11 protein-coding genes (1 of these 11 cut by a window edge) are annotated in these 11,983 nt (G+C 23.5%); 3 read left to right on the top strand and 8 right to left on the bottom strand.

The features are described 5' to 3' along the window. Positions 1 to 130 precede the first annotated feature (130 nt). Positions 131 to 748 (bottom strand): complex I 30 kDa subunit family protein, encoded by a 618-nt coding sequence (locus Lyticum_RS01910; protein WP_322498638.1) that lies wholly within the window; start codon positions 746 to 748, stop codon positions 131 to 133. A gap of 464 nt (positions 749 to 1,212) precedes the next feature. On the opposite strand from Lyticum_RS01910, the gene Lyticum_RS01905 reads away from it, so the two are divergent. Beyond that, on the top strand, positions 1,213 to 2,628 hold the full coding sequence (locus Lyticum_RS01905) for a DASS family sodium-coupled anion symporter (RefSeq protein WP_322498637.1): 1,416 nt from the start codon (positions 1,213 to 1,215) through the stop codon (positions 2,626 to 2,628). Between the two features lie 296 nt (positions 2,629 to 2,924). On the opposite strand, the gene rpmA is transcribed toward Lyticum_RS01905, so the two are convergent. The 6 genes from rpmA to Lyticum_RS01875 form a co-directional block, all read right to left on the bottom strand. Beyond that, entirely contained in the window at positions 2,925 to 3,185 is a 261-nt protein-coding gene (rpmA, locus tag Lyticum_RS01900) for a 50S ribosomal protein L27 (RefSeq protein WP_322498636.1), read from the bottom strand. Positions 3,186 to 3,399: 214 nt separating this feature from the next. Further along, positions 3,400 to 3,720 carry a 50S ribosomal protein L21 gene (rplU, locus tag Lyticum_RS01895; protein ID WP_322498635.1) on the bottom strand — a complete coding sequence of 107 codons (321 nt, stop codon included), beginning with the start codon at positions 3,718 to 3,720 and terminating at the stop codon, positions 3,400 to 3,402. Between the two features lie 118 nt (positions 3,721 to 3,838). Beyond that, positions 3,839 to 4,672: a glutathione S-transferase gene (locus tag Lyticum_RS01890; RefSeq protein ID WP_322498634.1), complete on the bottom strand. Its 834-nt coding sequence runs from the start codon at positions 4,670 to 4,672 to the stop codon at positions 3,839 to 3,841. Between the two features lie 176 nt (positions 4,673 to 4,848). Continuing rightward, positions 4,849 to 5,598, bottom strand: coding sequence for an ABC transporter ATP-binding protein (locus Lyticum_RS01885; RefSeq protein WP_322498633.1), 750 nt, complete (start codon positions 5,596 to 5,598; stop codon positions 4,849 to 4,851). A gap of 104 nt (positions 5,599 to 5,702) precedes the next feature. After that, positions 5,703 to 6,497 (bottom strand): MlaE family ABC transporter permease, encoded by a 795-nt coding sequence (locus Lyticum_RS01880; RefSeq protein WP_322498632.1) that lies wholly within the window; start codon positions 6,495 to 6,497, stop codon positions 5,703 to 5,705. Between the two features lie 58 nt (positions 6,498 to 6,555). Continuing rightward, on the bottom strand, positions 6,556 to 8,094 hold the full coding sequence (locus tag Lyticum_RS01875; protein WP_322498631.1) for an MFS transporter: 1,539 nt from the start codon (positions 8,092 to 8,094) through the stop codon (positions 6,556 to 6,558). Between the two features lie 106 nt (positions 8,095 to 8,200). On the opposite strand from Lyticum_RS01875, the gene Lyticum_RS01870 reads away from it, so the two are divergent. Both Lyticum_RS01870 and ispE read left to right on the top strand, forming a co-directional pair. Continuing rightward, positions 8,201 to 9,886: a lysine--tRNA ligase gene (locus Lyticum_RS01870; protein WP_322498630.1), complete on the top strand. Its 1,686-nt coding sequence runs from the start codon at positions 8,201 to 8,203 to the stop codon at positions 9,884 to 9,886. 80 nt (positions 9,887 to 9,966) lie between these two features. Continuing rightward, entirely contained in the window at positions 9,967 to 10,920 is a 954-nt protein-coding gene (gene ispE / locus Lyticum_RS01865; RefSeq protein WP_322498629.1) for a 4-(cytidine 5'-diphospho)-2-C-methyl-D-erythritol kinase, read from the top strand. A 548-nt stretch (positions 10,921 to 11,468) separates the two neighbouring features. Here ispE and Lyticum_RS01860 read toward each other — a convergent pair. Continuing rightward, positions 11,469 to 11,983, bottom strand: partial view of a superoxide dismutase gene (locus tag Lyticum_RS01860; protein WP_322498628.1) — the 3' portion only. 115 nt of this gene lie beyond the right edge of the window; the window shows 515 of its 630 coding nt (coding positions 116-630); its start codon lies off the right edge, out of view; its stop codon occupies positions 11,469 to 11,471.

The following is an 11,983-nucleotide window of genomic DNA, read 5'->3' as shown; positions in this document are numbered from 1 at the left end:
AAAATGAAATCACATATTTCAATAACCACCGATAACAAATATCATATTATAATCTTTCTTGGTATGTCAACTACTTTTTTATACTTTTTTTATTATTTTAACGTCTTCAATATCTATAAAATCTATAAATCTATAAATATTTTGTTCCTTTCCAAGAATTACTAAAATCATAATCTCTATATTCTTTTTGTAGAGTTATTTCTCTATGAATTATTTTTTCTTTTTCATTATCGTAAACGACTTCTGTATACCCAGATAATGGAAAATCTTTACGCAATGGATGGCCTTCAAAATCATATTCTGTTAAAATTCTACGAAGATCAGGATGATTTTTAAAACCTATTCCGAACATATCCCATATTTCGCGTTCATACCATCCGGATGATTTATATATAGATGTCAAAGATGGAATAAATTCTTGATCATTTACCATTATTTTAACTCTAAATCTTATATTATAACGTAGACTAAGAAAATTATAAATAACATGAAATCTAGGATTATTTTTTGGAAAATCAACACCACATATATCTATAAGTTGTTCAAAACCTATAGAATATAGCTCTTTAGCAACAGATAATATGTTATTATAAGAATTTAATATTATTTGTTTTTCATTATTAACTTCTTCTTTACATATTGATTCTATACTATCATTTTGAGCAAATTTTGCCACTGTATTAAAAATTATCCGAAATATATCAGATTTTTGATAAATATATTGATTATTTGTATTAACAAAGTTCATTTTAAGATAATTTATATGTTATTAGTTCTTATTAAATCTATTTTATTTTATAAATTTTATACTATAATTTGAAATTAAATTTGATATATTATTAAAATTACAAAAATAATAAAATCTATATATAGATGTTTTTAATCAACAATTGATAACAATTGATATTAATAATCCCAGTAAAAAGTTTAATAAATTTAATATAACTATGAATGTAGATTATATATATTATTATCATACTTTAATTATAGTATTTATACTATTATATAAAATCTATATTATTAATAAATTGTATTAGTTTAATTACTTTTATAGATATTTATACTGTAAACAAAAAATTTATTTTTTTTATTTTATTTTTATGTGTTATTTCATTCATTTCAAAATGATTTTTGGCTTTTATATATTTATTTTTTAATATAAAATAATTAAACATAATAAAACAAATTAATATAATAATTATTCAATATAATATGAAAAAATTACTAAATAATATAATAAATCCATTTAAATCATCTAAATATTTCCCAATATTTATTATATTTATATTTATTTCTTTTATTTATATAATATGGGAAAATAATCCATCTGGTATACAGAATGAAAGTTGGCATATTACAATTATATTTTTTGCAACAATTATACTTATTATAACAAATATACTTCCATTAGGAGTATGTGCTATTTTCGGGATTACTGTAGCAACATTAACAAAATCTCTTACCATACATACTGCGCTTAGTGGATTTTCTTCAACTGTAACATGGTTAGTTATTTGTGCATTTTTTCTTTCTGATGGTATTATAAAGACAGGCTTAGGGAAACGTTTAGCATATATTATGTTATGTAAGTTTGGTAAAACTATACTGGGAACTTCATATAGTATAATTTTTACAGAATTACTTCTAGCTCCATTAGTTCCAAGTGCTAGTGCTAGATCAGGTGGAATTATGTTACCAATTATTCAAAATATCAATGAACAGTATCAACAAAATTTTGGTGAAGATAAAAAATTAAATAAATTTTTTATGATGTTACTTTATCATACTAATATTATCACAAGTGCAATGTTTTTAACAGCTATGGCTGCAAATCCTTTAGCATTATCTATAGCAAAAAATTATGGAGTAAATATAACATGGTTTGATTGGTTTTATAAATTTGCTATTCCTGGATTTATTAGTTTGATAATTTTACCACATATTTTACTTTTTTTAATAAAACCTACAATTAATAGTAAACAAGATCTAAGAGAAATTACAAATAAAGAATTAAAAAAACTTAATTTAATTGGATCTTCAGAGATAATTATGATTATTTTATTTATTTGTTTAATTATTTCTTGGATGACAGAAAAATTTACAGGAATAAATTCTACTCTTAGTGCTATGGTAATAATATTAATAATGTTATTATTAAATATTATAAATTGGCAAGATATAATTAAAAATAGCTCTGCATGGGATTGTTTATTTTGGTATGGTATTTTAGTAATGATGGCTGATGTTGTTGGAAAAAGTGGTTCTTTTGAATTTATTGCATCTCTTTTAAATAATAAAATACAACATTTAGATAAATTGATAGGAATTATAATTATTGGTATATTTTATATATATAGCCATTACTTTTTTGCTAGTACAACAGCACATATCATGACATTAATGGGAATTAGCTTAAATATTGCTGTTAATATGAATTTTAATCCTACTATTTCCACATTAGTATTTTCATCTTTATCAGTTTTATCTGGAGGATATACTCATTATGGTCTTAGCTCTGGACCAGCAATATTTGCTAAGCAACATCTTACAGTGAGAGAATGGTGGAAAATCTCATTATATGTTACTAATCTTAATATTTTTATATGGATTATTGCTATAACTATATAAAAATAGTATTAAATATATAAATAAGAAGGAAATATATAAAATATATAATAAAAATAATAAAACTTAAAACTTATATAAAAATAATAAAATATTATGGAATATAAGCTATATAAATAAATTATACATACTTCAATATTAATAAATTTAAAGATTTAAAAATTTATTTAAAAGTTTTAGAAGTAATATAGAAGTAATACAATTTACTTTAAAATAAAAAACTTGTTTGATTTTTATAATGAATTTTTTTACTTATTTTTTTGTTGTGGAAAATAAAATTCCACTTTTTATAGCCTTATTTATGAATTTTCCAACACTGAAACAAAAGTTCTTCTTTTAAACCCATTTTTCTTAAAAAATACAAAACCATCATGTTTTGCATAAATTGTGTGATCTACTCCAATTCCTACATTTTTACCAGGATGAAATTTCGTTCCTCTTTGTCTAATTATTATTGATCCAGCAGAAACAAATTGTCCTCCGAATTTTTTAACACCTAATCTTCTACCAGCCGAGTCTCTTCCATTTCTCGTACTACCAGCTCCTTTTTTACTTGCCATAAATTATCTATTTAATTTATTCTTATTTATTAATATATTTTATTTTAATTTGTAATACTGTGGTAAACTATTCTTTCTTATATTTAATAGAATACAATAATACTAACACATTATATATCAACAATTTATCAAAAAACAAGTTACGATGCAAATAATTTTCTGGGTAAAAAAAACAATAAATAACTAAACTTTATATTATTATAATAATATTTTATTAATTTACTCTGATACTAACAACTTTAAGGATACTTACTTTTTGTCTATGACCCAATTTTTTCTTATAATTATGACGACGTTTTTTCTTAAATATTATAATTTTTTTATCTTTTTTTTGTTCTAATACAGTACAATCAACTTCTACATTTGCAGCAGAACAAGCGGCAGTGCCTGAAATCAACCTATCATTATTGCTGTATAAGACAACATTTTTTATAGTAATATTCTCTCCAGCTAATGTATTAATCTTCTCTGTTTTTATTATTGATCCAACATGAATCATATATTCCTTGGATCCTGTTTTTATTACTGCAAACATAATTTTAATTATAAAATTAACTTCCTAAAAAGAACTATTATAGTATTATCATTTTATCTAGTCAATAACCTTAATAAAAAGTGTTTTTAATTTTTTGAATAAAGTATTTTAGAATTATTTAAAAATTATCTGGATCAGTATACCAATTTGGACATCTTAAAATTGTAGGAACTGGACATGAAAGCATCCATTGTGTACTAGGTCTTGATTTCATTAAAGCATACCAATTACGTAAATTTCTATATTCAGACCAATCAATTTCATTAATCATATCAAGGACAGATATCTGTGCTGTAGCTGCGTAATCTGCAATTGTTACTTCATCACCTGAAATATATAATTGATCTTTATTTGTTAATAAATATTCAATATATATTAAATGGCGTTTAATTTTTTTTCTTGCTTGACGAATTGTTGAGGAATTTGGTTGTTCTTTACTATTTTCTATTACTTTAGTTATTTTTTCATGTATTAATGGACGAACACCATCTTGATACAATCTGTAACAAAACCATTCAAAAAATTGTTTTATTTGAGATTTTTGTTTGATTTTGCTATTAATAGTAATTTTTAAATCTTTTATATTATTTTTTATAATATTTTTTGAATTATGATCTTGATTTTGATCTATATGATGTTTATTAGAATTATGTCTATCTATATTTTTTTTCCCATCACAATATTTTCCGAAAAGCCTAACCATTACATCTTCATCAGATGTAAAGTTATCTTCTATGCATGATAAAATAGAAGCTACTCCTATAAAAATATCATTATCTTTTCCTATAACTGCAGTGGGTCTTGTACCTAATGCATTAATTTTTATCAAGGAAATATCAGCTCTCCAAAAAAATTGACTATGAGATGTAAATTCAATTTTTAGTTCTTTAAATAAAAGAACTATAAACCTAGATAATGGACATATATTACAATGATATAATTGAATTGTCATAATAAAAAGTAAAAATCATTATAATATTTGAATAAATTTGATAAAATATATTTTTGAAAAATCTATTATTCAGTATTATTAAATAAATTAAATATTATATATTGTTATTATATATTGGTTATATTTGTTTATACATATAAATAATATATATTTATATTATTAATTTTATTAGTGTCCTATATAAAATAAGAAATAAAATCTTCATTAATTTTGTCAATTTGATTTAAATCACAATAATTTATTGTTTTTTTATTAATATAAAAAACTTTATCTGATACTATTTTTGTATAAATTGGATCATGACTAATTGACACTATAGTTTTTCCTTTTGAATGAACATTTTTCATTAATTCTGCTATTTTATATGAAGTAAGTGGATCTAATCCTGATGTGGGTTCATCGCAAAAAATAATTTTCGGTGATAAAGCTAAAGCTCTTGCTAAAGCAACTCTTTTTTGCATACCACCAGATAACTCTTGTGGATATAAATCAGCGATATTAGGATCAAGATCAACATCTAATAATTTATTTTTAATAAAATCATTAATTGCAGATTCTGTTTGATAATGATATTGCCTTTCTTTTGAAAGGATATATTTTGCACTATTTTTAAGAGAAAATATTATATTATCTTTTACTGTCATACTATCAAATAATGCATTATTTTGAAATATGAATGCAATTCCATCATCTTTTCTTTCTGAAATATACTTATTACTAACTTCTTTATTGTTTATTATAATAGAGCTTCCATAGTCTGGTAGTATTAGTCCGCATACACATTTTATGAAAACAGATTTTCCACATCCAGACGGTCCAATAATTACTATAGATTCATTTTCTTTAATAATTAAATTTAAATTTTCTAATATTTTTTTTTCTCCAAAAGTCTTAGATAAATTATTAACAATTATTATATTTTCCATTATATTAAGTAATTCTAATGATTTTATATGACATAATTATAATTATTTATTATATTTTTAGTATATTACTTATTATTAGTATATTACCTATTATGAGTATACAATCATGTAATAATACTAGTTACAATGTAATTTGCTAATAAAATAATAATAGATGCTGTAACAACAGCACTATTTGTTGCTCTCCCAACTCCTAATGCTCCATCTTTTGTTCTATAGCCATAAAAGGATCCTATAAAGCAAACTATCAAACCAAATATAATAGATTTATAAACTCCTGTCATAATATCATTCAATTCAACAGAATTTAATGTTTTTATCATATAAGTTTCTGCATTGAATCCAAGTTTATATACTGCAACTAAATAACTTCCGAAAACTCCTATAACATCAGCTATAATAAGTAATATAGGACTTGTTATAATTCCAGCTATAATTCTTGGAATAATCATATAAGAAATTGGATTAATTCTCATTGTATATAATGCATCTATCTGTTCACTTACTTTCATTGTAGCCATTTCTGCAGCTATAGCACCACTTACTCTTCCTGCAAGCATAATTCCAGTTAATACTGGAGCAAGTTCTCTAGTTAGAGATAACGCTACAACTGCGGCAACTGCACTTTCTGCATGCATTCGTGAGAACCCATTATAGCTTTGTAATGCTAAAGCTGCTCCTGTAAAAAATGCTGTAAAACTTACAACTGCTATAGAAAAATAACCAATATTAATCAAATACTTTAGTGTTTCTTTCCAGTAAAATGTACTTAAAAATACTGTTTTTAAGACTTCAAAAAAAAAAATAAAAATCGTGCCAATAGAAGCAAGAAAATCTAATATTGTTTTTCCTATAAATCCAACAAATGTAATAATTCCTAAAAAAGATTTATTTATCATATATTTATATATTTGAACTTTCTAATTATTAAAATAATTATAAAAAATAATAAAATCATTAATAATTTTTTTTACTTGATTTTTTTAATAAAAAAAATGATTTTCTTTGACGAATTCTATGCAAAAATATTATAATTGATAGATTAGTGATAATGAATATAGCAGAAGTTCCTGTTATATAATATGCCGGGCCAAGAATTCCAAATTTTTCTACTAGAATAGCACATATTAATGGAGTTGTTCCTCCAAATAAAGCATTTCCTAAATTATAACTTAATGAAACACCTGAATAACGTAATTCTGGTGGAAAAGACATAATTGCATATGGGTATAATGGTGCAGACATTGCAGCACAAAGTACAGATAACAAAGTAATTCCCATAAATTTATTATAGTTAGAATCATCAATTATTAATAAAAATTGTTGTAAAGACCACATTGCTATAGAAAATGCGGCAACCATTAACATATTTTTACATCCTATTATATCAGATATAATACCAAAAATAGGTAATAAAATTACTATTAATAACAGAGCAAAACAAGTAAAATACATTGCTTCAATTGGAGAATAATGTAAAATTTCTGTATAAAAACTATTCATGTATCCTCTTATTAAATAAGACAAAGATACAGCTGCTCCTGTTGATGTAATAATTGAAAATGAAACTAATTTTTTCTTCTTAAAGATTTCTGAAAAAGGTTTTTTTATTAAAGCTTTTGTTTCTTTTAATTTATGAAAAACAGGGCTTTCACCATTTTTACTTCTAAAATATGTACCAATTAATCCTGCTAATGCACCTAAACCAAAGCCATACCTCCAAGTGATATCATCAATACCAAAAAACTTTTCAATCATAATACCAACTCCATATGCTATTAAAGTACCCAAATAGTTAGAAGACATTACAAGACTCCCAACTAAACTTGATTTTTTTTCATTCATATGCTCAATGATATATATTGCTGATCCAGTTCCTTCACCTCCAATACATAATCCTTGTATTAATCTTATAATTACTAGCAAGATAGGTGCTATTATTCCTATAGAGTTATAACTAGGTAATAAAGCCATTCCTATAGTTGAAATTGCCATACCACTTATTGACATTCTCAAAGCAACTTTACGTCCAAACTTATCTCCAACATAACCAAAGACTACTGCTCCTAGTGGTCTCATGATAAATCCTATAGCAAAAACAATAAAACTTAATAAAAGACTAAAATTTTCATCATCTCCAGGAAAAAATATATTCCCTATTTTTGCAGCAAATACTGCATACATACCAAAATCATAATATTCTACTATATTTCCAATAATAGTAGTACTAATTATTTTTCTTTTTCCAGCATCAGAAATTTCATCACTATTATTAGTAGTATTATTAGCGTTATTAGTATTATTCAATATATTTTTTTTATTACTTTTTTTTATATTTTTTTTTGTTTTGGTATTTTGTTTTGTTTTGTTAATAGTGAGAATATTACTATTAGATTTTATATCTGAGTTTAAAATTTTATCTTCTATTATATGATCTGATAAATCATTATGATTTTTTTGCGGATTTTTCTTGTTATTCAAATTAATTTTTGTCATTATTTAATAATATATTTATATCATATGTTTTTATGTTTATTTAATTATATAATAATCGTATAAAATATATTTTGCAAATCAGATTCAAAATAAAATTATAATTTATATGAATGTTATAAAAAATCAATTAAAAGAAAGAATTATAATTTCAGATATCTATAATAAAGTACCAAATACAGTCTGGCCTGTTATTGAAGCAAAAAAAATATTAAAAAAGCTTAATAACAAATTACCTGAAAAAGGGTATGTTTTATTTGCTACTGGTTATGGTCCATCTGGTCTTCCTCATATAGGTACTTTTGGTGAAGTCGTAAGAACGACAATGGTTATGAAAGCATTAGAAGAAATTAGTAATTTTCCAACAAAACTAATGTGTATATCTGATGATATGGATGGTATGCGGAAAATTCCCGATAATATTCCAAATCCCGAGTATTATGTGAAATATATGGGACTTCCACTAACATCAATTCCGGATCCATTTGGAACAACAAAAAGTTTTGCTCATAATATGAATAATCGTCTATGTAAGTTTTTAGATAGATTTAATTTTTCTTATGATTTTATAAGCTCTAGTGAAAGCTATCAAAATGGTTTGTTTAATGATGGAATCTTATCTGTAATGCGTAATCATGATAAGATTATGAATATAATGCTACCTACATTAAGAAGTGAAAGAAGATCTAATTATAGCCCCTTTATGCCTATTTGTCCAAGAACTGGTAGAGTTCTTCAAGTACCAATTATAAAGTTTGATCTTGATAATGGTACTATTACATATAATGACCCTGATAATAATGAATGTGTTACAGTATCAGCTTTAAATGGTGGATGTAAATTACAATGGAAAGTTGATTTTGGTATGAGATGGTCACTACTAGATGTAGATTTTGAAATGTATGGAAAAGATCATCTTGTTAATGGTAAAATTTATAGCGAAATTTGTAGTGCTTTAGGTAAGATACCACCACATCAGATGTTTTATGAATTATTTCTTGATAAAGATGGGCAAAAAATTTCTAAATCTAAAGGAAATGGTTTAACAATTGATGAATGGTTAGAATGTGCACCGCAAGAAACATTATCATTTTTTATGTATGGGTCCCCTCAACGTGCTAAAAAGCTTTACCCAGAAATAATAAGTAAATATGTTGATGAGTACTTGGTTTATTTAAAAAATTATTGTGAATTCAAATTCAATGATGATTATTCAAATAATAATGTTGCCAATAAAACTAAAAATCAAATTGATCAGATTAGCAATCCAATACATTATATTGTTAAAGAAATTAGTCCAGTATTTCCTAAAGAATTAGAAAACATTAATTATGACCTTTTAGTAAACTTAGCAACAGTTTGTCAAACAAATGAGTCAGAAATAGTTTGGAGTTATATAAAAAAAGATATTAATAAAAAATTAGATCAAGTTGACAAAATTATAAATGAGATAATAATTGGAGCTATAAATTATAGTAAGAAATATATTAGAAATAAACAGAACTTCCGTGATCCATCAGATACTGAAATAATCGCAATAAATAAATTATATAATTCTTTAAATAATATTAATAAAGATTTAACAATAATTAAAAAAGAAGATAAAAAACAAATTTTACAAAATATATTATATAATGTTGCTATTGAGTGTAATATAGAAGTTAAAGAATGGTTTAAAATATTATATGAAATTTTATTAGGACAAAGTACAGGACCTCGTCTTGGATCTTTTATTGATATTTATGGCATTGATAAATTTCTAAATCTTATAGAAAAAAAAATAAAAATCACATAATAAGTAAATAATTTTTATATTTAATTTTATATTTAATTTTTTTAAAAATTAAATGTATTTAGTTATTATAAATGATAATGATGATATCTCCTGCAAAAATTAATTTATATTTAAAAATTAATAATATTGTTAGGCATAAAAAAGAGTTCTCTCCTGTAGCATATTATCATATGATCAATAGTTTTGTTTTTAAAACGAATCAATTGTATGATACAGTATACATAGAGATACCAAGAGCAAGTGATGAAATATCATGTTGTTTCACTAATTCAATAGAATCAAATAATAATGATTTAACAGAAATACTAGAAAAAGATAATATAGCTTATAAAGCTGCTGTAATGCTAAAAAATTATGTGATATATCATAAAATTGGTAATTTTTTAGAGAAAAAAAAATTAGGTGCAAAAATTAATATAGAAAAAAAAATACCGATTGCTGCTGGTCTTGGTGGTGGTTCAAGCAATGCTGCTTCTGTACTATTAGCACTTAATAAAATGTGGGATTTACGCCTTGATAGTAATACATTATGTAGAATTGGATGTAATTTAGGATATGATGTTCCTTTATTTATAAGGAACGAAAAAACAATGGTTATAACTGGTTTAGGTAATATAATTTCCTCTAAACATTTTGGAACTAAAATATTTATTGTTTTAGTAAATCCCAGAATAAAATTAAATACTAATATTGTGTATGATACATATGATCGTATGATTCTTGTAAAAGATATTAGATCATTTAAAAGTATAAAAAAAATTTATCAAAAATATCTTCTTACTAGCAAATCTATAAAAGTATCATTAAAAGCAACAAATGACTTGCAAAAAGTGGCAATTAAGATATGCCCTAAAATCAATGAATTAATAGATTTCTTTTACACTATGAATGGAATAATAACATCAAAAATGAGTGGTAGTGGTTCTACTTGTTTTGGTTTATTTAATACATATGAGGAAATGAAAACTGCAGCAGAGAAAATATTTATACAATTTCCACTATATTGGATTCATATGGAAGAATTAATTATATAGAAATATATAATTGAAATTAAAATTATTTAATCTGTTTTTTATGCATCAAAGTAAAATATACAAATATTTATAGTATTATTTTATTTAACCTGTTTTTTATGCATCAAAGTAAAATATACAAATATTTAGGGTATATTAAGTATATAATTGAAAATATAACAAATTTTTACTTATATTTTTTAAAAAAAATAAAATCTCTGACTTTTTATCTAAAAATCATTTAAATATTTAAATATTCAAAAATAAATAAATTCTCTCAACTACAGATAATATTACTTAGTAGTATTATTTTATTTAATCTGTTTTTCACGCACTAAAGTAAAATATACAAATATTTAGGGTATATTAAGTATATAATTGAAAATATAACAAATTTTTACTTATATTTTTTTAAAAAAAATAAAACCTCTGACTTTTTATCTAAAAAATCATTTAAATATATTACTTAGTAGTATTATTTTATCTTTAAATCTCAATAAAAAATCTTTATTATCTTAATAAAATTAATAAAACTTTTATTTTTTTGTTAAGAAAAACTTTTTATTTGATTATGATAAATTCATTAAATTTTTATTGACAAAATCCCAATTTATTAAATGTTTTAAAAATGTTTCAACAAATTCTCCTCTTCTATTTTGATAATCTGTATAATATGCATGTTCCCAAACATCGCATGTTGCGAGAGGTACAAGTGAATTTTCTAAACATTCATTGATAACAAGTGGATTTTCGGCATTTGACGTTTTGTATAAAACTAAACTATTAGTTTTTTGAGAATAACACAACCAACCCCATCCACTTCCAAACTGTCTTAAACACAATTTAAGAAATTCTTCGTAGAATGATTCATAGCTGCCAAAACTAAATTCAATCAATTGTTGTAAATATTGTATTTTTGGTATTCCGCCTCCAGTTGGAGATATAGATTCCCAAAAAAAATCGTGATTCCAAACTTGTGATGCGTTATTAAATACAAGATTATTAGAAGACAAAAAAGATTTTTTGATAATTTCAGGCAAAGTATCACCTAAATCTATAGAAGATTTAGCCAATAAATCATTTA

It is taken from the genome of Lyticum sinuosum (assembly GCF_034471385.1).
Lineage (GTDB): Bacteria > Pseudomonadota > Alphaproteobacteria > Rickettsiales > Midichloriaceae > Lyticum > Lyticum sinuosum.
The sequence above is the reverse complement of the archived record's forward strand: the minus strand, read 5'-3'. Positions and strand labels throughout refer to the sequence as shown.

Bases quoted from the DNA above. Each gene is read 5' to 3' on its own strand.
- Lyticum_RS01910 (WP_322498638.1), bottom strand. From the start codon at position 748: ATGAACTTTGTTAATACAAATAATCAATATATTTATCAAAAATCTGAT.
- Lyticum_RS01905 (WP_322498637.1), top strand. From the start codon at position 1,213: ATGAAAAAATTACTAAATAATATAATAAATCCATTTAAATCATCTAAA.
- rpmA (WP_322498636.1), bottom strand. From the start codon at position 3,185: ATGGCAAGTAAAAAAGGAGCTGGTAGTACGAGAAATGGAAGAGACTCG.
- rplU (WP_322498635.1), bottom strand. From the start codon at position 3,720: ATGTTTGCAGTAATAAAAACAGGATCCAAGGAATATATGATTCATGTT.
- Lyticum_RS01890 (WP_322498634.1), bottom strand. From the start codon at position 4,672: ATGACAATTCAATTATATCATTGTAATATATGTCCATTATCTAGGTTT.
- Lyticum_RS01885 (WP_322498633.1), bottom strand. From the start codon at position 5,598: ATGGAAAATATAATAATTGTTAATAATTTATCTAAGACTTTTGGAGAA.
- Lyticum_RS01880 (WP_322498632.1), bottom strand. From the start codon at position 6,497: ATGATAAATAAATCTTTTTTAGGAATTATTACATTTGTTGGATTTATA.
- Lyticum_RS01875 (WP_322498631.1), bottom strand. From the start codon at position 8,094: ATGACAAAAATTAATTTGAATAACAAGAAAAATCCGCAAAAAAATCAT.
- Lyticum_RS01870 (WP_322498630.1), top strand. From the start codon at position 8,201: ATGAATGTTATAAAAAATCAATTAAAAGAAAGAATTATAATTTCAGAT.
- ispE (WP_322498629.1), top strand. From the start codon at position 9,967: ATGATATCTCCTGCAAAAATTAATTTATATTTAAAAATTAATAATATT.